This window comes from Nocardioides scoriae, from assembly GCF_900104965.1.
GTDB classification, from domain to species: Bacteria; Actinomycetota; Actinomycetes; order Propionibacteriales; family Nocardioidaceae; genus Marmoricola; species Marmoricola scoriae.
In genome coordinates this window covers 1,556,086-1,574,147 of sequence record NZ_LT629757.1, presented here as the reverse complement: position 1 = coordinate 1,574,147, position 18,062 = coordinate 1,556,086, and the positions used below count along the sequence as shown (strand labels likewise).

The 18,062-nt window shown below is 74.1% G+C and carries 20 protein-coding genes; 12 read left to right on the top strand and 8 right to left on the bottom strand.

Going from position 1 to position 18,062, the window contains the following annotated elements:
• The first annotated feature begins 35 nt into the window (after window positions 1-35).
• The 5 genes from BLU55_RS07515 to secA all read left to right on the top strand — a co-directional run bounded on the left by BLU55_RS07515 (window position 36) and on the right by secA (window position 6,623).
• Window positions 36-752, top strand: a complete 717-nt coding sequence (locus BLU55_RS07515; RefSeq protein WP_091727922.1) for a ComF family protein — start codon at window positions 36-38, stop codon at window positions 750-752.
• A gap of 279 nt (window positions 753-1,031) precedes the next feature.
• Entirely contained in the window at window positions 1,032-1,646 is a 615-nt protein-coding gene (gene hpf, locus BLU55_RS07510) for a ribosome hibernation-promoting factor, HPF/YfiA family (protein ID WP_091727919.1), read from the top strand.
• A gap of 95 nt (window positions 1,647-1,741) precedes the next feature.
• Window positions 1,742-2,431: a response regulator gene (locus BLU55_RS07505; protein WP_231917101.1), complete on the top strand. Its 690-nt coding sequence runs from the start codon at window positions 1,742-1,744 to the stop codon at window positions 2,429-2,431.
• The gene (locus BLU55_RS07500; RefSeq protein ID WP_091727914.1) at window positions 2,428-3,657 is read left to right on the top strand and encodes a winged helix-turn-helix domain-containing protein; all 1,230 of its coding nucleotides are present in this window, start codon (window positions 2,428-2,430) and stop codon (window positions 3,655-3,657) included. The genes BLU55_RS07505 and BLU55_RS07500 overlap by 4 nt, the downstream gene beginning before the upstream one ends.
• A gap of 155 nt (window positions 3,658-3,812) precedes the next feature.
• Window positions 3,813-6,623, top strand: coding sequence for a preprotein translocase subunit SecA (secA, locus tag BLU55_RS07495; RefSeq protein WP_197681125.1), 2,811 nt, complete (start codon window positions 3,813-3,815; stop codon window positions 6,621-6,623).
• Window positions 6,624-6,692: 69 nt separating this feature from the next.
• On the opposite strand, the gene BLU55_RS07490 is transcribed toward secA, so the two are convergent.
• From BLU55_RS07490 to BLU55_RS19730, 3 genes are read right to left on the bottom strand one after another with little or no spacing between them, the layout of a single operon-like run.
• Window positions 6,693-7,127, bottom strand: a complete 435-nt coding sequence (locus BLU55_RS07490) for a hypothetical protein (RefSeq protein ID WP_091727909.1) — start codon at window positions 7,125-7,127, stop codon at window positions 6,693-6,695.
• 46 nt (window positions 7,128-7,173) lie between these two features.
• On the bottom strand, window positions 7,174-7,668 hold the full coding sequence (locus tag BLU55_RS07485) for an Rv3235 family protein (protein WP_091727906.1): 495 nt from the start codon (window positions 7,666-7,668) through the stop codon (window positions 7,174-7,176).
• The gene (locus tag BLU55_RS19730; protein WP_091727903.1) at window positions 7,665-8,339 is read right to left on the bottom strand and encodes a LysM peptidoglycan-binding domain-containing protein; all 675 of its coding nucleotides are present in this window, start codon (window positions 8,337-8,339) and stop codon (window positions 7,665-7,667) included. The genes BLU55_RS07485 and BLU55_RS19730 overlap by 4 nt, the downstream gene beginning before the upstream one ends.
• 173 nt (window positions 8,340-8,512) lie before the next feature.
• On the opposite strand from BLU55_RS19730, the gene BLU55_RS07475 reads away from it, so the two are divergent.
• Window positions 8,513-9,058 carry a hypothetical protein gene (locus BLU55_RS07475; protein ID WP_091727900.1) on the top strand — a complete coding sequence of 182 codons (546 nt, stop codon included), beginning with the start codon at window positions 8,513-8,515 and terminating at the stop codon, window positions 9,056-9,058.
• A gap of 8 nt (window positions 9,059-9,066) precedes the next feature.
• Here the strand turns inward: BLU55_RS07475 and BLU55_RS07470 are convergent, their stop codons facing one another.
• Entirely contained in the window at window positions 9,067-9,309 is a 243-nt protein-coding gene (locus tag BLU55_RS07470) for a helix-turn-helix transcriptional regulator (RefSeq protein ID WP_091727897.1), read from the bottom strand.
• Between the two features lie 131 nt (window positions 9,310-9,440).
• On the opposite strand from BLU55_RS07470, the gene BLU55_RS07465 reads away from it, so the two are divergent.
• Together BLU55_RS07465 and BLU55_RS07460 are read left to right on the top strand one after the other, a co-directional pair.
• Window positions 9,441-10,139, top strand: coding sequence for a CpaB family protein (locus BLU55_RS07465; protein WP_091727894.1), 699 nt, complete (start codon window positions 9,441-9,443; stop codon window positions 10,137-10,139).
• 2 nt (window positions 10,140-10,141) lie between these two features.
• Entirely contained in the window at window positions 10,142-11,392 is a 1,251-nt protein-coding gene (locus tag BLU55_RS07460; protein ID WP_091727890.1) for an AAA family ATPase, read from the top strand.
• Here BLU55_RS07460 and BLU55_RS07455 read toward each other — a convergent pair.
• A complete protein-coding gene (locus tag BLU55_RS07455; protein ID WP_231917100.1) occupies window positions 11,343-12,707 on the bottom strand; it encodes a hypothetical protein in 1,365 nt (454 codons plus the stop codon). The genes BLU55_RS07460 and BLU55_RS07455 overlap by 50 nt on opposite strands.
• Window positions 12,708-12,711: 4 nt before the next feature.
• Complete coding sequence (locus tag BLU55_RS07450) at window positions 12,712-13,182, bottom strand: hypothetical protein (RefSeq protein WP_091727888.1); 471 nt, start codon at window positions 13,180-13,182, stop codon at window positions 12,712-12,714.
• Window positions 13,183-13,337: 155 nt separating this feature from the next.
• Here BLU55_RS07450 and BLU55_RS07445 point away from each other — a divergent pair, with 155 nt between their 5' ends.
• Genes BLU55_RS07445 through BLU55_RS07430 form a run of 4 tightly spaced genes read left to right on the top strand, consistent with a single transcriptional unit; the run spans window position 13,338 to window position 17,052 of the window.
• Entirely contained in the window at window positions 13,338-14,861 is a 1,524-nt protein-coding gene (locus tag BLU55_RS07445; protein WP_091727885.1) for a WS/DGAT/MGAT family O-acyltransferase, read from the top strand.
• A complete protein-coding gene (locus BLU55_RS07440; protein WP_231917099.1) occupies window positions 14,858-15,217 on the top strand; it encodes a DUF6912 family protein in 360 nt (119 codons plus the stop codon). The genes BLU55_RS07445 and BLU55_RS07440 overlap by 4 nt, the downstream gene beginning before the upstream one ends.
• A 27-nt stretch (window positions 15,218-15,244) precedes the next feature.
• On the top strand, window positions 15,245-16,873 hold the full coding sequence (pruA, locus tag BLU55_RS07435; protein ID WP_091727882.1) for an L-glutamate gamma-semialdehyde dehydrogenase: 1,629 nt from the start codon (window positions 15,245-15,247) through the stop codon (window positions 16,871-16,873).
• Window positions 16,870-17,052, top strand: coding sequence for a hypothetical protein (locus BLU55_RS07430; protein WP_091727879.1), 183 nt, complete (start codon window positions 16,870-16,872; stop codon window positions 17,050-17,052). Before pruA ends, BLU55_RS07430 begins: the two co-directional genes overlap by 4 nt.
• Here the strand turns inward: BLU55_RS07430 and BLU55_RS07425 are convergent.
• Window positions 17,037-17,519: a DUF2505 domain-containing protein gene (locus BLU55_RS07425; protein WP_091727877.1), complete on the bottom strand. Its 483-nt coding sequence runs from the start codon at window positions 17,517-17,519 to the stop codon at window positions 17,037-17,039. The two genes, BLU55_RS07430 and BLU55_RS07425, sit on opposite strands and share 16 nt — an antisense overlap.
• A complete protein-coding gene (locus BLU55_RS07420) occupies window positions 17,516-18,001 on the bottom strand; it encodes a DUF2505 domain-containing protein (protein ID WP_157682779.1) in 486 nt (161 codons plus the stop codon). The genes BLU55_RS07425 and BLU55_RS07420 overlap by 4 nt, the downstream gene beginning before the upstream one ends.
• Window positions 18,002-18,062 lie beyond the last annotated feature (61 nt).

Below are 18,062 nucleotides of genomic sequence, written 5' to 3'. Positions count from 1 at the left end.
TGGTGCGGCCCGGTGCCGCGCCCCACCCTGGTGGGGTGCGCGACGCCTGGCTCGACCTGGTCCAGGGCGGCTGCTGCGTGGGCTGCGGCCACCCGGGCCGCTCGCTGTGCCGGACCTGTCGCGACGCCCTGCCCGACGTCGCGCGCGCGGTGCGCCCGACCCCTTGCCCCGACGGGCTGGCGCCCTGCCTCGCCGCGGGGGAGTACGCCGACCTGCTGCGCGCGCTGGTGGTCGCCCACAAGGAGCGCTCGGTCTACGCCCTGGTCGACCCGCTGGCGCACTGCCTGGCCACGGCGCTGGAGCCGGTCGTGGCGACCGGCGCGACCGGGCCTGCCACCACCGTGCTGGTCCCGGTGCCCTCGACCCCTTCCGTGGTCCGCGCCCGCGGCCACGACCCGGTGCTGCGGATGGCCCGGCTGGCGTCGCGGCGGCTGCGACGGCGCACGGGCGCGGCCGTCGAGGTCCACCGGCTGCTGGTGCAGCGGCTCCCGGTCGCCGACCAGGCCGGCCTGGGGTCGGCCGAGCGGGCGCGCAACCGCGACGGGTCGATGGCGGTCCGGGCCTCCGCCCGGGCCCGGTTGGCCGCCCGCCGCACGCCCGTGACGGTGGTGCTGGTCGACGACGTGCTCACCACGGGCACCACCGCCCGAGAGGCGCAGCGGGCCCTCGAGGAGGGGGGAGTGCCGGTCCGGGCGGTGGCGGTCGTGGCCGCCACGCGCCGGCGTCGGGCGCCGCGGCCGGGCCCCGCGTGAGCCCCCTCCCGCCCGTCCGCCCACCTCCGGGACGACCCGCCGGACCACCCGCCGGACCACCCGCCGGACCACCCGCCGGACCACCCGCGCGTGCCCTACCGAAATGTGGACAGGACGGCTAGCGTCGGTGCATGGAGCCCAGGCGGACACTCCGACTCGTCGCAGTGGTCCGCCCGGGGGCTCCGCTCGTCCCCCCTGGGGCGGGTGTCATCGGGTAACCGACTCATCGAGGCGCACGCCGCCCGCTGGTCGGCTTGCGCCCGAGGACAGGAGGTCAGCGTGGATGTCGTGGTCAGCAGTCGTCACTGCGAGGTGTCGGACCGGTTTCGCGAGCACGTCGAGGACAAGTTGTCGCGCCTGGAGAAGCACGACCACCGGATCATCCGGGTGGACGTGCTCCTCGAGAAGGAGGTGCGGGCCCGCGAGCCCGAGCGCGCCGTCCGGATCGAGCTGACGGCCCGGTCCAAGGGGCCCATCGTGCGCGCCGAGGCCTGTGCCGAGGACAAGATGGCCGCCCTCGACCTGGCCCTGGACAAGATGGCCTCGCAGATGCGCAAGGCCGCCGACCGCCGCAAGGTCCACCGCGGGCAGCACAGCCCCGAGTCGCTGCGCCACGCGATGTCGCGCAGCCTGCCGCCCGAGGCGGAGGAGGTCGAGGACGACGCCACCGGCACCCGCAAGGTCGGGCCCGTGACGGTCACCGGCGACGGGCCGCTGGTGGTGCGGGAGAAGTCCCACGCGGCCTCGCCGATGACCCTGGAGACGGCGCTCTACGAGATGGAGCTCGTGGGCCACGACTTCTACCTGTTCGTCGACAAGGAGTCGGAGCAGCCCTCGGTGGTCTACCGCCGCCGGGGCTACGACTACGGCGTGATCGCCCTCGAGGTGAGCTAGCAGCACCGCTGAGGAGGCGGCGTGGTCCTGCGGGACCACGCCGCCTCGCTGCGCACGGGGTGCCGGTGGCGCCCGGCTCTGCCATGATGGGACACATGGGACAGGGGCCGGCCGGCGAGCAGGAGCGCGACGAGCCGATCCGGGTGGTCGTGGTCGACGACCAGGAGCTCTTCCGCCGCGGCCTGACGATGCTGCTCGGCGTCGAGGACGGCATCGAGGTCGTCGGCGAGGCCGGTGACGGCATCGCCGCCACCGACATCGTGGTCAGCAGCGCCCCCGACGTGGTGCTGCTCGACGTCCGGATGCCCAAGCGCTCGGGGCTGCAGGCCTGCATGAAGATCAAGGAGCTGGTCCCGACCGTCAAGATCATCATGCTCACGGTCAGCGACGAGGAGGGCGACCTCTACGAGTCGGTCAAGAACGGCGCCTCGGGCTACCTGCTCAAGGACTCCTCCATCGACGAGGTCGCCCAGGCCGTGCGCGTGGTCGCCGAGGGCCAGTCGCTCATCAGCCCCTCGATGGCGGTCAAGCTGATCGACGAGTTCAAGGAGATGTCGCGCGCCGAGCGCGACCAGGTGCCCACCCCGCGCCTGACCGACCGCGAGCTCGAGGTGCTGCGCCTGGTGGCCCAGGGCCTCAACAACCGCGACGCGGCACGACAGCTGTTCATCAGCGAGAACACCGTGAAGAACCACGTGCGCAACATCTTGGAGAAGCTCCAGCTCCACTCGCGCATGGAGGCCGTCATGTACGCCGTGCGCGAGAAGCTGCTCGACATCACGTGAGGCGCGGCGCCGAGCTCAGCCGCCCGCAGGCCCGTCGGATCGCGCTCGCGGCCCAGGGCTTCCGGGACCCGCGCCACTCCGTGCCGACGCTGCGCACCTTCTCCCGCACGCTGGCCCGCACGGGGGTGCTCCAGGTCGACTCGGTCAACGTGCTCCAGCGCGCCCACTACGTGCCGCTGTTCTCCCGGATGGGTCCCTACGACACCACCCTGCTGACCCGGGCCGCCGAGCAGCGCCCGCGCCGGGTGGTGGAGTACTGGGCCCACGTCCAGGCGTTCATGCCCGTCGAGCTGTGGCCGGTGATGCAGCACCGGATGGAGGAGTTCCGGGCCAGCCCCCGGTGGGGGGAGTGGCAGCGCCGCAACCACGAGGTCGTGGCCCGGGTGCTGCGCGAGGTCGGTGACCGGGGGGCCGCGACCGCCCGGCAGCTCGACGACGGCGCGCCCCGCAGCCGCGAGCACTGGGGGTGGAACTGGTCCGAGGCCCGCAAGGCGCTCGACTACCTGTTCGTCTCGGGCCAGCTCGCCATCGCCGGCCGCACGTCGCAGTTCGAGCCGGTCTACGACCTGCCCGAGCGGGTGCTGCCGGCCCACGTGCTGGCGCTGCCGGTGCCCTCGCGCGAGGACGCCGTGGTCGAGCTGGTCCGGCGGGCGGCGCGCAGCCACGGGGTGGCCACGCTGCGCTGCCTCACCGACTACTACCGGTTGCAGCTGCAGCGGGGGGCCGGCCAGGCGGCGGCCAGACGCGCCGTCGACGTGCTCGTCGAGTCCGGCGAGCTGGAGCCGGTGACGATCGAGGGCTGGGGGCGGCCGGCGTACCTCCACCACGAGGCGGCGCTGCCCCGCGCGGTGCGTGCCCGCGCGCTGCTCAGCCCCTTCGACCCGGTGGTGTGGGAGCGCGAGCGCACCGAGCGGCTCTTCGACTTCAGCTACCGCATCGAGATCTACGTGCCGGCCGACCAGCGCCGCTACGGCTACTACGTGCTGCCGTTCCTGCTCGACGACCGGATCGTGGCGCGCGTCGACCTCAAGGCCGACCGGGCGGGCCGGCGGCTGCTGGTGCAGGCGGCCTTCGCCGAGCCCGGCGCGCCGTCGGACACCGCGCCCGAGCTGGCCGCCGAGCTGCGCGACCTGGCCCGCTGGCTCGACCTCGACGACGTGGTCGTGCGCGAGCGCGGCGACCTCGCCGGGCCGCTCGCGGCGGAGCTCGCGCTCGGCCCCGCCTGAGCGTCGCCCCCACCCCGGCGCCGGGCGCCGACGCACCCGATGTGCCGGTTGCGAAACTCAACGGCGCGCCCGGCCGTTACGATGGACGACGGGCTCGGGCCGCGTGGGCGGCGCCGGTCCCACCACCCCCGCGTCCACCCATGGGAGAAGTCCGCGTGTCGATCATCGACAAGGTCCTGCGCATCGGCGAAGGCAAGATCCTGCGACAGCTGGAGGCCATCGCCAAGGCCGTCAACGCCATCGAGGACGACTTCGTCGCGATGTCCGACGACGAGCTGCGCGGGATGACCGAGGAGTTCAAGAAGCGGCTCGAGGACGGCGAGACCCTCGACGACCTGATGCCGGAGGCCTTCGCCACCGTCCGCGAGGCCGCGAAGCGGGTCCTCGGCCAGCGCCACTTCGACGTCCAGATCATGGGCGGCGCGGCGCTGCACCTCGGCAACATCGCCGAGATGAAGACCGGTGAGGGCAAGACCCTGGTCTCGACGCTGCCGGCGTACCTCAACGCGCTGGCCGGCAAGGGCGTCCACGTCGTCACGGTCAACGACTACCTCGCCAAGTACCACGCCGAGTGGATGGGCCGCGTCCACCACTTCCTGGGCCTCACCACCGGTGTCATCACCCCGGACATGCGCCCCGACGAGCGCCGCGAGGCCTACGCCCGCGACATCACCTACGCCACCAACAACGAGCTCGGGTTCGACTACCTGCGCGACAACATGGCGACCTCGCTGGACAACTGCGTCCAGCGCGCGCCGTTCTTCGCCGTCGTGGACGAGGTCGACTCGATCCTCATCGACGAGGCCCGCACGCCGCTCATCATCTCGGGTCCCACGCAGGACGAGGTGCACTGGTACGCCGAGTTCGCCAAGCTCTCGCGCAGGCTGACCATCGACGTCGACTACGAGGTCGACGAGAAGAAGCGCACCGTCTCCATCCTCGAGCCGGGCATCACCAAGGTCGAGGACTACCTCGGCATCGAGAACCTCTACGAGTCGGCCAACACGCCGCTCATCTCGTTCCTCAACAACTCGATCAAGGCCAAGGAGCTGTTCCGCAACGACAAGGAGTACGTCGTCATCCAGGACGAGGTCCTCATCGTCGACGAGCACACCGGTCGCATCCTGTCCGGCCGGCGCTACAACGACGGCCTGCACCAGGCCATCGAGGCCAAGGAGGGCGTGACCGTCCGCGAGGAGTACCAGACCCTCGCCACGATCACGCTGCAGAACTACTTCCGGCTCTACGAGAAGCTCTCCGGCATGACCGGCACGGCCATGACCGAGGCCAGCGAGTTCGACAAGATCTACAAGCTCGGCGTGGTGCCGATCCGCACCAACAAGCCGATGGAGCGCATCGACCAGAAGGACCTCGTCTACCGCACCGAGGAGGCGAAGTTCGCCGCCGTCGTGGAGGACATCGCCGAGCGCCACGCCACCGGCCAGCCGATCCTGGTGGGCACCACCTCGGTCGAGAAGTCCGAGCTGCTGGGTCGCGAGCTGAAGAAGCGCGGCGTCCCGCACTCGGTCCTCAACGCCAAGCAGCACGCCGACGAGGCCAAGGTCGTCGCCATGGCCGGGCACCGCGGTGCGGTCACCGTGGCGACCAACATGGCCGGTCGCGGCACCGACATCATGCTCGGCGGCTCGGTGGAGTTCCTCGCCGACCAGGAGCTGCGCGAGAAGGGCCTCGACCCGGTCGAGGACATCGAGGCCTACGACGCGGCCTGGCCCGAGGCCGTGGAGCGGATCACCGCCCAGGTCAAGGCCGAGCACGACGAGGTCAAGGAGCTAGGCGGCCTCTACGTCCTGGGCACCGAGCGCCACGAGTCGCGCCGCATCGACAACCAGCTGCGCGGTCGCTCCGGCCGCCAGGGCGACCCGGGGGAGTCCCGGTTCTACCTCTCCCTCGGCGACGACCTGATGCGGCTGTTCAAGTCCGACTGGGTCGAGCGGGTGCTGATCGCCCTCAAGGTCCCCGACGACGTGCCGATCGAGAACAAGTCGGTCACCAAGTCCATCGCCTCGGCGCAGGCGCAGGTCGAGGGCCAGAACTTCGAGTCCCGCAAGAACGTCCTCAAGTACGACGACGTGATGAGCCGCCAGCGCGAGGTCATCTACGCCGAGCGGCGTGCGGTGCTCGAGGGCACCGACCTGTCCGAGCACGTGCGCGGCATGGTCGACGAGGTGGTCGCGGCGTACGTCACCGCGGCGACCGAGAGCTTCCCCGAGGAGTGGGACCTCGACGCGCTGTGGACCGCGCTGCGCACCATCTACCCCGTCGGCCTCAAGGTCGCCGAGCTCGAGCGCGAGGCCGGGGGCCGTGACGGCCTCGACCGCGACGTGCTGGTCTCGGACCTGCAGGCCGACGCGCAGAAGGCCTACGACGCCCGCGAGGCGTCCATCGGCAGCGACAACATGCGCGAGCTGGAGCGCCAGGTGCTGCTCTCGGTGCTGGACCGCAAGTGGCGCGAGCACCTCTACGAGATGGACTACCTGCGCGAGGGCATCGGGCTGCGTGCCTACTCCCAGCGCGACCCGCTCGTGGAGTACCAGCGCGAGGGCTTCGACATGTTCAACGCGATGAAGGAGGGGATCCGCGAGGAGACCGTCGGCTTCGTGTTCAACCTCGAGGTGCAGGTCGACGAGCCCGCGGCCGACGAGGAGGGCGAGGTCGTCGACGCCGAGACCGGCGAGGCCCGCCCGGTCCACGCCACCGACGAGCACACCCCGCACCTGCGGGCCAAGGGTCTCGGCGAGCCGCAGCAGCCGGCCCACCTGACGTACTCCGCGCCCACCGAGGACGGCGACGTCGAGGTCCGCGGTGAGACGGTGCCCCAGGAGGAGGACCCCTACCTGGGGATGAGCCGCAACGCCGAGTGCCCCTGCGGGTCGGGCAAGAAGTACAAGAAGTGCCACGGCGCCCCCAACGGCCCCACCGGCCAGGTGGCGCGCGCCAACGGCTGAGGCCGTCGCGAGCACGACGGGCCGCCCGGTGACCTGGTCACCGGGCGGCCTCGTGCGTGGGGAGCGGCGTCAGGAGCGGGTGGGCAGCTTCTCGGCGGCGGAGCGGGTGAGCGCGTCGGCCAGCAGGCCCAGGCCGATGCCGAGCATCCAGACGTCCTTGCTGATGCCCAGGCCGTCGGGGGTGGGCCACACGCTGCCCGGCTTGGTGAGGCCGGGGGTGCGCAGGTAGGTCGCCAGCAGGCTGCCCGAGAACCCCGTCAGGGCGGCGCCGGCCACGCCCGTCGACACGGTGGGGGACAGCAGCGCGGCGCCCAGGGCGATCTCGCCGACCGAGAGGGTCCGCAGGAACTCGGTGGGCCTGAGCCCCTTCAGCACCGGGAAGGTGCCGGAGGCCATGCCGTGCAGCGCCTGGGCGGTGGCCTCGTCGCCCCGCCACTTCTCGAGGCCGGAGTGCAGGATGAAGGCGCCCGTCGCGAGGCGGGTCGGCAGGTTGCGCAGCTTCACGGGTCGCTCCTGGAGCAATCGGGGATGGTGGCACCGACCCTACGGCTCAGCCGAACTCCAGGGCGGTGCAGCACCACCGGCCGTCGCGCAGCTCGAGCCGCACCGCCAGGGCGCTGGACCGCTCGCCGCGCCGGACGTGGACGCTCATCTCGGCGGCTCCCGGCGCCGGGCAGCTGACGTGGACGCTGCGCACCTGGCTGCGCAGGCGTCGCACGCGGCGGTCGCCGGGCACGGTCCGGGCGACCAGGGCGGCCCGGCGCTGGAGGTCGGCGTACACAGTCGGGCTGGTCCAGCGCAGCAGCTGGCTGGGCCCGCGGTCGCCGCCGACGACCTCGACGACCGCGTGGGCGAACCGGTGGGCCAGGACGTCGAGCTCGGTGCGGCCGCCGGCGACGAGCCGGAGCAGGGGCGCGGGTCCGGGGTCGGCCGGGGAGAAGTCGAGCGCCAGCGTGCCCTGGAGGCTGGCCACCGGGGCGGCACGGCGCACGTGAGCGGTCCGGGGTCGGGGGGACCGCGGGGCGCGGTGGGGGGTGACGGTCATGACGTCTCTCCTCGTGACGGGGTGGTGGGGTGGTGGGGACGGGGGGAATGAGGTCCGGCCTCCGGCCAGCGGAGCAGCTGCCCCGGCCGGAGCAGGTCGGGGTCGGGGCCGACGACGCTGCGGTTGGCGTGGTGCAGCGCCCGCACGGCCCCGACGAGCCGGGCGGCGTCGGCCGCCGGCAGCCGCTCGTGGGCCAGGGACCACAGGGAGTCACCGGGGCGGACGACGAGCACCGGGCCGTCCGGGGCCCGGGCGGGCCCGAGGTCCGCGGGGCGGGTGTCCGGGCGGTGGGCGTCGAGGGGGCGGGCGTCGAGGGGTCGGGCGGGGACGGGCAGCCACGAGCCGCGGACCGGACCCGAGCGCGTGTCGGTGGTGCGGACGCCCCGCCCCGGGTCGGGCGGGGCGCCGGCGCTGGCCGGCGGGCCGGGCAGCCCGGGTGCCAGCACGGCCACGCCGACGGCGGCGAGCAGCCCGCGGCGCAGCACGGGTGGGCAGCCCACCCACCGCAGGGCGGGCAGATGGCCGCGGCTGGTGGCCTCGACCAGGGCGGCGAGCACCAGCACGACCACCCACGCCACGCACGCGGCAAGGACGACCTCGGCCGCCTGCTGGACCAGGGCGTCGAAGCGGGTGGTGGTCGGGTCTACCGGTGGCTGCTGGGAGTGGTTCACGGTGTGATGCCTTCGTTTGCTTGCGTTTGCATCAGACAACGCCCAGGATCGTGAGGTGTCAACCACGGTGTCCACACCCTGAGGACGCCGGTTTCACCCGGAGGGGGAGCGGGCATGGCTCGTGGACGCGGATCGGGCCGCGGTGATCGGGCGGCCCACGGACGGGGGTCACCATGAGCTGGGAGAGCGCGCTGCTCGACGTCTTCGAGGACCTCGAGCAGCAGGCGGCGGGCCTCCGGCTCGGCGAGCGCGACCTCGAGGTCGCCGACCTGGCCCGCAGCGAGTACGCCCGCGTCGCGCTGGCCGAGCGCTGCCACGCCTCCCGCGGCCGCCGGGTCAGCCTGCGGCTCGTCGGCGGGACCCGCCTGGAGGCGGAGCTGGTGCGGGTGGGCGGCGACTGGCTGCTGCTGGACGACGGGCCCTCGCAGTGGCTCGTGCCGCAGCGCGCGGTCGCCGTCGCGGGTGGTCTCTCCCCGCGCGCCGACGCGCAGGAGGCCTGGTCAGTGGTGGATCGGCTGCCGCTGAGGTCGCTGCTGCGGCGCCTGGGGGAGTCCGGCGAGGCGTGCGTCGTGCACCTGCGTGACGACCACCGGGTCGAGGGCCTCGTGGGTCGCGTGGGCCAGGACTTCCTCGAGGTGCTGGTCGGCGAGGCGGGGGCGCGCGGGGTCCAGGTCGTCGCCGTGGACCAGGTCGCAGCCGTCCGCGGGAGGCTCGGATGAGCCGGGGGTCACTCGGGGGAGACCGAGGACCCCTCGACGAACGGGTGCTCCCTGACGAACTGCTCGGCGTCGGCGTACGCGCGCTGGATGTAGGCCTCGAGCTCGCTGGCCTCCACGCGCCACTGGCCCCGGCCGCCGATCTTGATGGCCCGCAGGTCGTTGCGCCGGACCAGGGCGTAGACCTGCGCCCCGGAGATGTTGAGGATCTCGGCGACGTCGGCCAGCTGCAGGAACCGCGGCGTTGCGCTCATGTGCCTCAGTGTGCCACCGGTGACGTGCGGTGGCGATCGTTCGCCACGCCCGGGCTGTGGACGGCCGCGCGCGACCCGGTCCGCGGGCCCGCCCGTCCCGTCAGCCCCTGCCCCCTGGGAGGAACCGTCCGATGAGCTCCACCACCGTCCGCGGCCGCGCCGACCACGCGCCCACCCCCGACGTGCCCGTCCCGCCCGCCGCCGCCCGCAGCCGGCGCCCCGGGTGGCGCAACCCGCGCCTGGTCCTCGGGCTGCTCCTCGTGGCCGCCTCGGTGGTCGCCGGCGCCCGGGTGGTGGGGGCGGCCGACGACTCGGTCCCCGTCTGGGCCCTGGCCCGCGACCTGCCGGCCGGCGCCACCGTCGCCGACGGCGACCTGGAGCAGCGCCGGGTGCGCTTCCCCGACGCTGCCTCGGCTGCCGGCTACCTGTCCGGCGAGCAGCCCGTCCCGGCCGGCACGGTGCTCAACCGCCCGGTCGCGGCCGGCGACCTGCTGCCGCGCGCCGCCGTGGCGCCCGAGGCGGGCTCGGACCTGCTAGAGGTGCCGATCAGCGTGGTCTCCGACGACCTCCCGGCCACCGTGGAGCAGGGGTCGGTGGTCGACGTGTGGGTGACGCCGCAGGTCGCCGCCGTCGAGGACGCCAGCCGGGTCCGTGCCGAGCGGGTGCTCGCCGACGTCACCGTCGTGGCCGTCCCCGGCGTCGCCGACACCCTGGCCCCGCAGACCACCCGCCAGGTCATCGTCGGGGTCCCGAGCGACCGCGCGGCCGACCTGCCGGCTGCCCTCGGGGGGATCTCCGAGGGCCGCGTCGTCATCGCGCGGAAGGGCTGAGCATGCTGACGGAGCGGGTCCCGGCCCTCGTGGCCGCCGGTGGCGCGGAGTGGGAGGCCCGGGCACTGCGGTCCCTGGAGGCCGACGGCATTGTGGTGGTCAAGCGCTGCGTCGACCTCGCCGACCTGCTGGGCAGTGCCAGCACCCAGACCGCCGGGGTGGCGGTCGTCGACGGTGAGCTGCCCGGGCTCGACGCCGACGCGGTGATGCGGCTGCTGCGCGACGACGTGCGGTGCGTGGCCGTCGGGGGCGAGACCGAGCAGCTGCTGCGCCTCGGCGTGGTGCACGTGCATCCCTCCGGGGAGGCCGACGGGCTGGGAGCGGCCGTGCGTGCGGCCGCCAGCCACGACCTCGTGCTCGACCCGGAGCCCGAGGTCACCGGCGGTCTCGAGGTCAGGGGCGTCGCCGGCCGCGTCGTGGCCGTCCACGGTCCCGCGGGTGCGCCGGGACGCACCACGCTGGCGATCGCCCTGGCCGCCGAGCACGCGCGGCGGGGCAGCCCGGCCGTGCTGCTGGACGCAGATCCCCACGGCGGCACGGTCGCCCAGCACCTGGGCGTCCTCGACGAGGTGAGCGGCCTGCTGGCCGCCGCGCGGCTGGTCAACGCGGGCGCCCTCGACGCCGCGGGGTTCGCCCGCTGCCGGCGGGTCGTCTCGGACCACCTCGAGGTGCTCACCGGCCTGCCGCGCCCCGACCGCTGGGTGGAGGCGCGGCCGGGCGTGCTCGACGCCGTCCTCGAGCGCGCCGCGGAGGTGGGCGACGTCGTGGTCGACACCGGGTTCAGCCTCGAGGACGAGACCGAGCTCGGGCGCAGCCTCTCGCGCAACCAGCTCACCCTGGACGCCGTGGCGGCGGCCGACCACGTCGTCGCCGTGGGCTCCGCCGAGCCGCCGGGCCTGGCCCGGCTCGCCCGCACGCTGGTGGAGCTGCGCGACCTCGCGCCCGTGCCGGTGACGGTGGTCGTCAACCGGATGCGCGACTCCCTGGGGTGGAGCCGGCGCGACATCGTCGGCATGGTCGAGGGCTACGTGCGACCGGCCGGCGTGGTGTTCGTGCCCGAGGACCGCGCCACGACCGACCGGGCCCTGGTCACGGGCCGCTCGGTGGTCGAGCTCGGGGACTCCCCGCTGCGCCAGGCGGTCGCGGAGCTCCGTGCCCTGGTGCTGCCCGACCCGCCGGCCGCGGCGGGGTCCGGGAGCAGGGTCAGGAGGCCATCAGCAGGTAGAGGCCGGTGGCGGTGTAGACGACCATGACGACCAGCATCGCGAGCTGGCCGGTCACGTGGTGCCGCGCGGGCAGCAGCGACAGCGCCCGGTCGTGGGCCGCGACCACGCCCACGACGTGGCCGAGCACGATGGCCAGCACCTTCACCACCGCCAGCAGGGTGGGGTGGAAGGACAGCCAGTAGCTGACCGACCAGTCGGCGGTGCCGAGCAGGTCGTCGCCCCGCACCAGCGGGTCGCTCAGCTGCATCAGCGTGGTCTGGCCCTGCTCGACGAAGTAGGTCAGGTAGTGCGCCGTCAGGTAGCCCACCGCGATCGGCACCACGGAGTGCGCGAGCAGCAGCGGCAGCTCGCGACGGCTCGCCACCCGGGCGGAGCCGCGGCCGGTGCGGGCTCCGGTCTCGACGCCGGTGAGCCGCGCCGCCACGGTGAAGCTGCCGCCCACCACCAGGCAGAACACCAGCAGGGCTGCGGTGTCGACCGGCACCGCGGGCAGGCCGGAGTCGGCCACCAGCCGCTGCCAGAACAGGGTGTCCTTGTAGCTGTCGAACGCCGTCGACCCGAACAGCACCGCCACGACGGCGAGCAGGCCCGGTCGCGGCACGACGGTGGCCAGGTTCGACAGCGGGCTGCGCACCACGAGCCGGCCGGCGTCGTCACGGCCCCAGGGCGACAGGTGCGCGAGCAGGTCGGACCAGACCTCGAAGGGGTCGGCGCGCGAGAGCCAGGTGTCCCCGAAGACGAGGGCACCGACGACCATGGCGGCCAGGTAGACCGCCAGCCACACCCGCACCGAGCCGACGTACGCGCTCTGCGGGTTGACCAGCTCCTGCCACACGAAGGCGAACAGCCCCAGCGCGGCGGGCCACAGGCCCAGCCGCTCGGGGTACGCCGCCAGGCCGCGGGCCGGGTCGCCGCCGGTCAGCCGGGCCAGCAGCAGGTTGAGCGTGCGGACCGGGCTGACCGCCCGGGCCGCACGGCCGAGCAGCAGGGAGGCCGGCACGACGCCGACCCACACCAGCACGTAGAACGTGCCGAGCACCGGGTTGGTGACCAGGTCCGGCCCGGCGACCAGCGGCCAGACGAGGTAGCCGAAGAACAGCAGGCCCAGCACGCGCCAGGTCCAGGCCCAGGCCGCACCGTCGACCACGCGGGCCAGCGCGGCCGGGGCCGGGCGGGAGGGGGCGCCGCCGACGTAGCGGGGCCGGCGCCAGGCCAGCGCGAGGACGCAGAAGGAGACCACCAGGGCCGCGGTGGCACCGGCGACCGCCAGGGGGAGCGGCAGCGGCAGGTTCTGCGCGCCGCCCAGTCCGTGCAGGGGCAGCGGGACGAGCAGGCCCGGCACGGGCTCAGCTCACCTCGACGCGCACGACGAGCTGGTCCAGGGTGTGCGACTCGATGTCGACCACCCCGGGGCGGTCGAGGGTGAGGGTCTTCTCGGTGGTGCCGGCCTCGTAGGCCAGCTCCTGCTCGGGCGTGCTGTGGATGTGCAGCTCGCCGGGCGCGTCGGCCTCGACCCGGAGCGTGAACGGCTCGCCGACGCCGACCTCCACCTGCTTGCCCGCCGGGGTGACCTGGCCGTCGGCGAAGCGGATGTCGATGACCGTGCCGGCCTCGGTCGACGCGCTGGGCGAGCTCTCGGCCGAGCCCGCCGAGGCGCTCGGGGACGCGCTGGCCGACGCGCTGGCCGACGGGCTGGGGGAGGAGGCCGCGTCGTCGGTCGTGCCGCTGCCGTCCGGGGAGCCGCACGCGGTGACGAGCAGCAGGACGGCGGCGAGCGGGACGGCCGGTCGCGCCAGGCGGCGCAGGACGCGGTGCATGGATCCTCCACGTGGGACGGGGGCGAGACGGGACGTGTGGCGCCACGGGGCGCTCTGCCACAATCCCATGTGCCCGGTCGCCACCCAAGGCGACGGCCGGCTCCCCGGCGCAGGTGAGACCGAAGCCACACGGGCGTCCCGAGCGAGGAGCGACGATGAGCGAGCGGCTCAGGGCCAGCGACCTGGCCCTCCTGGCGCAGGAGACGGCCCAGACCCCGCTCCACAACGCGACGCTGGAGATCTTCGACCCGGGCGAGGCGGGCCTGGACTACGACGCCCTGCTGGCCCACATCGACGACCGGATCGCGTTCGTCCCCCGCTACCGCCAGCGCGTGCGCCGCGTGCCGGGCCGGTTCGCCAACCCGGTGTGGGTCGACGACGACCGCTTCGACCTCGCCTACCACGTGCGCCGCTCGGCGCTGCCGCGTCCGGGCAGCCTGGACCAGCTGCGCGAGCTGACCGCGCGGATCATGTCGCGGCGCCTGGACACCGACCGCCCGCTGTGGGAGGTCTACTTCGTCGAGGGCCTCGAGGGCGGCCGGGTCGCGGTGCTGTCGAAGTCCCACCAGGTGCTGGTCGACGGCATCTCGACGGTCGACCTCGGCCAGGTGCTCCTCGACGTGGACCCCGACCCCCGCCAGCTGGTGCAGGAGGGCTACGTCCCACCGGGAGAGCCCACCCAGGCCGCGCTCCTGCTGGGAGCGCTGAGCGAGTCGGTCCGCGACCCCCGGGTCGCGGCGGCCACGGTGCGCAGCAACGCCGAGGCCGTGGCCCGCACCCTGGGCAGCGGCCTGACCCGCGCGGGCGTCGTCGCCGACGGGCTGACCGGCGGCCTGAGCACGAGCCTCGCGAGCGGGCTCACCGGAGGGCTCGCCGGCAGCCTGGGCGCGGCCCTGCCCGGGGGCCTCGGTGGCCGGCCGCTGCCCGAGTCACCCTTCAACGTCGAGCCGTCGGCGCAGCGGCGGCTGGTGTGCGTGCGCACCTCGCTCAAGGACTACCGCAAGGTGCGGCGGGTCCACGGCGGCACCGTCAACGACGTCGTCCTGGCCACCCTCGCCGGTGCCGTGCGCGCCTGGCTGATGACCCGCGCCGAGCCGGTCGGCGCCGGTCGCCGGCTCCGCGCGCTGGTGCCGATGAGCGTCATCGACGAGGACCTCGAGCCCACCTCGCTGGGCTCCCAGGTGGTCGGCCACCTCGTCGACCTGCCGATCGGGGAGGGCTCGCCCGTCGTCCGCCTGCACCAGGTCTCCTACGCCCTGAGGGCCCACAGCGAGACCGGCCGGGCCGTGGCCGCCGACCGGATCGCCGGCGTGGCGGGCTTCGCGCCCACCACCTTCCACGCCCTCGGGTCGCGGGTGGCCTTCGCGGAGGCCCGCGGCCACGTCAACCTGGTGGTGACCAACGTGCCCGGCCCGCAGTTCCCGATGTTCCTGGCCGGGGCGGAGATGGTCGAGACCTACCCGGTGCCGCCGCTGCTCCCGGGGTTCTCGCTCGCCGTCGGGGTCACGTCGTACGACGGGGCCGTCTACTACGGCATCAGCGCCGACCGCGACGCGCTGCCCGACATCGAGGTCCTCGGCCAGTGCGTGCGCGAGGCCCTCGACGAGCTCGTCGACTCCGCCAGCGAGGACCGCCCGCGGGCGCCCCGAGGGCGACGCCGCCCGGAGCGGGACCGGTGAGCGCCGCGCGCGTCTACCTGGCGCTGACCCCCCGGCTGCTGCGGCGGTGCCACGACGCCGGCGAGGTGCCGGCCTCGACCGACCGGGTGGTGGCGACGGGCGACGCCGAGGACGAGGAGTACGCCGCGCTCCAGGACGCCGCGGACCTCGCCGCCGGCCTGCTCGGGGGGCGCCCGGGGCGCCGGGTCGTGCTCGTCGCCGAGGTCGGCGACCCCCGTGCCGCCGTGCCGATGCGCCGGGTGGTGGCCGTCCACGCCGACGACGCCGACGTGGACCCCGCCGACGACGACCCGCCGGAGCTCGGCTGGTGGGCCACCCAGGAGATCCCCGACCTGCTCGCCCTGCTGGACGCCTGAGGGGCGTCGCGTGCGACGATCCGTCGCATGGACGCCATCACCTCGCCTCCGCAGCCGGTCAACGAGCCCACGCTCGACTACGCGCCCGGCAGCCCCGAGCGCACCTCCGTGGAGGCGGCGCTGGCCCACCTCGGTGCCGCGCCGCGCGACCTGCCCGCCACCATCGCGGGCGAGAAGGTGATGGGTGGCGGCGAGGAGATCCAGGTCGTCCAGCCCCACGCGCACGCCAAGGTGCTCGGCGTGCTGAAGAACTCCACCGCCGCCGACGCCCGGGCGGCCGTGCAGGCCGCCGCCGACGCGGCCCCGGCCTGGCGCGCGATGTCCTTCGACGACCGCGCCGCCATCCTGCTCAAGGCCGCCGACCTGCTGGCGGGTCCCTGGCGCGCGACCCTCAACGCGGCGACCATGCTGGGCCAGTCCAAGACGGCCTGGCAGGCCGAGATCGACGCGGCCTGCGAGCTGATCGACTTCTGGCGCTTCAACGTGCACTACGCCCGCCAGATCCTCGAGGAGCAGCCCCCGGCCAACAGCCGCGGCGTGTGGAACCGCACCGACCACCGGCCGCTCGAGGGCTTCGTCTACGCCATCACGCCGTTCAACTTCACCGCCATCGCGGGCAACCTGCCGACCGCCCCGGCCCTGATGGGCAACACGGTGGTCTGGAAGCCCTCGCCGACCCAGCAGCTCGCGGCGTCCCTGACCATGGAGCTGCTCGAGGAGGCCGGCCTGCCCCCGGGCGTCATCAACATGCTCCCCGGCGACGGCCTCGCCGTCTCCGAGGTGGCGCTGGCCCACCCCGACCTCGCCGGCATCCACTTCACCGGCTCGACCCCGACGTTCCAGTCGCTGTGGGGCACGGTCGGCCAGAACCTCACCGGCTACCGCTCCTACCCGCGGATCGTGGGGGAGACCGGCGGCAAGGACTTCATCGTGGCCCACCCCTCGGCCGACGTGGACGTGCTCCGGGTGGCGATGATCCGGGGCGCCTTCGAGTTCCAGGGCCAGAAGTGCTCGGCCGCGTCGCGGGCCTACGTGCCGCGCAGCGTGTGGGGCCGCCTCAAGGACCAGCTGGTCGCGGACACCGAGAACCTCACCATGGGCGACGTCACCGACCTGTCGCACTTCATGGGGGCCGTCATCGACGACCGCGCCTTCGCCAAGCACGACCGGGCGATCGCCCGGGCGAAGCGCTCCAGCAAGCTCGAGGTCCTCGCGGGGGGCCAGACCGACGACTCGGTCGGGTACTTCGTGCGGCCGACGCTGGTGGAGGCCTCCGACCCCGACGACGCGATGTTCTCCGAGGAGTACTTCGGCCCGATCCTCGCCGTCCACGTCTACGACGACGACCGGTTCGAGACCGTGGTCGACCAGATGGAGTCCGTGGCGCCGTACGCCCTCACCGGCGCGGTCATCAGCCAGGACCGGCAGGCGGTCGCGTGGGCCAGCGAGCGGCTGCGCTTCGCCGCGGGCAACTTCTACGTCAACGACAAGCCGACGGGTGCGGTCGTGGGGCAGCAGCCGTTCGGCGGCGCCCGCGCGTCGGGCACCAACGACAAGGCCGGCGCCCCGGCGAACCTGATGCGCTGGACCTCGCCCCGGTCGATCAAGGAGACCTTCGACCCGCCGAAGGACCACCGCTACCCCCACATGGGGTGAGGGCCCTGGACCCGCAGCTCGTGCTCCCGGCGCACCTGGGCCCGCTCCACCCCGCGGAGCAGGGCCTGGTGCTGGTGCTCGCCTTCGGACCGTTCGTGCTGCTCGGCGTGACGGTCTGGCTCAGCCGCAGGCGCGACGCGGCCGAGCCGACCGACGACGTGGATCAGGACGCGAGGTAGTCGCGCCCCACCTTGTTCTCGGCGCGCAGCGCCTTGGCGAGCATGTCGGCGATGAGGCCCTCGATCTTGCCGCCGACGAGCGGGATGTTGACCTTGACGTCGAGGTTGACGGTCTCGGTGACGCCCTGGGGGTCCTCGGTGAGCAGGGCGGTGCCCTTCATCTCACCGGGCTTGCCGGGGATCGAGACGTGGATGTCGCCCTTGACGGGGGAGAGCCAGTCCTCGGTCTGCACGATGTTGATCTCGTCGCCGACGAACTTCTGGGCGAACCCGGGGATCCCCTTGGCCGGCTGCACCTGGTCGATGGTCACCGCCATCCGCTCGCCCTGGCGGTCGACGGTGACGCTGCGGCGCAGCACCTGCTGGTGGTCGCACACCCGCTCCCGGAAGGCCGGGTCGGCCAGCATCTCGTGCACCTGCTCCAGGGTCGCGCCGTCGTAGCGCAGCTCCTCGGTGACCTTCTTCATCCACGCTCTCCTCTCAGCCAGGCCGTGCCGACCTGCTGCTCGGTGTCCATGCTGGCGGCGACCAGCTCGCCGACGAAGGATGCCAGGCGCCCGCCCAGGAGAGGGACCCGGACGTCCACCTCGACCTCCAGCGTCTGCGTCGTACCCGTGCCGACCGCCTCCAGGCGCACCGTCCCGGTGACCGAGACCGGCTTGCCGGGGGCGTCCACCACGGTGCCGCCCGTGTCGTCGGACCACTCCTCCAGGCGGACCAGCCGGACCGTCTCGCCGACGAAGCGGCGGGCCGCCTCCGGCACGCCGCGCGCGGGCTGCAGCTCGTCGACGCGCACGGACATGCCCTCCCCGTTGGGCAGGACCGAGACGTCGGCGGTCAGCACCCCCTGGGCGCGGGAGGAGCGCCGTCGGAACTCCGGGTCGGCGAGCATGGCGTGGACCTGCGCGGGCGTGGCCTCGGCGTAGGTGATGGTGTGGGCGAGCTGCACCCCGCGAATCATGGCACCCGGGATGGCGTCCGGCGGCCCGGCCGTGGTGACGCAGGTCACC

What these genes read in the sequence shown, in the direction of transcription:
- BLU55_RS07460 (WP_091727890.1), top strand. Translation starts at nt 10,142, where the DNA reads ATGCTGACGGAGCGGGTCCCGGCCCTCGTGGCCGCCGGTGGCGCGGAG.
- BLU55_RS07445 (WP_091727885.1), top strand. Translation starts at nt 13,338, where the DNA reads ATGAGCGAGCGGCTCAGGGCCAGCGACCTGGCCCTCCTGGCGCAGGAG.
- BLU55_RS07425 (WP_091727877.1), bottom strand. Translation starts at nt 17,519, where the DNA reads ATGAAGAAGGTCACCGAGGAGCTGCGCTACGACGGCGCGACCCTGGAG.
- BLU55_RS07450 (WP_091727888.1), bottom strand. Translation starts at nt 13,182, where the DNA reads ATGCACCGCGTCCTGCGCCGCCTGGCGCGACCGGCCGTCCCGCTCGCC.
- pruA (WP_091727882.1), top strand. Translation starts at nt 15,245, where the DNA reads ATGGACGCCATCACCTCGCCTCCGCAGCCGGTCAACGAGCCCACGCTC.
- BLU55_RS07485 (WP_091727906.1), bottom strand. Translation starts at nt 7,668, where the DNA reads ATGACCGTCACCCCCCACCGCGCCCCGCGGTCCCCCCGACCCCGGACC.
- BLU55_RS07465 (WP_091727894.1), top strand. Translation starts at nt 9,441, where the DNA reads ATGAGCTCCACCACCGTCCGCGGCCGCGCCGACCACGCGCCCACCCCC.
- BLU55_RS07470 (WP_091727897.1), bottom strand. Translation starts at nt 9,309, where the DNA reads ATGAGCGCAACGCCGCGGTTCCTGCAGCTGGCCGACGTCGCCGAGATC.
- BLU55_RS07505 (WP_231917101.1), top strand. Translation starts at nt 1,742, where the DNA reads ATGGGACAGGGGCCGGCCGGCGAGCAGGAGCGCGACGAGCCGATCCGG.
- BLU55_RS07475 (WP_091727900.1), top strand. Translation starts at nt 8,513, where the DNA reads ATGAGCTGGGAGAGCGCGCTGCTCGACGTCTTCGAGGACCTCGAGCAG.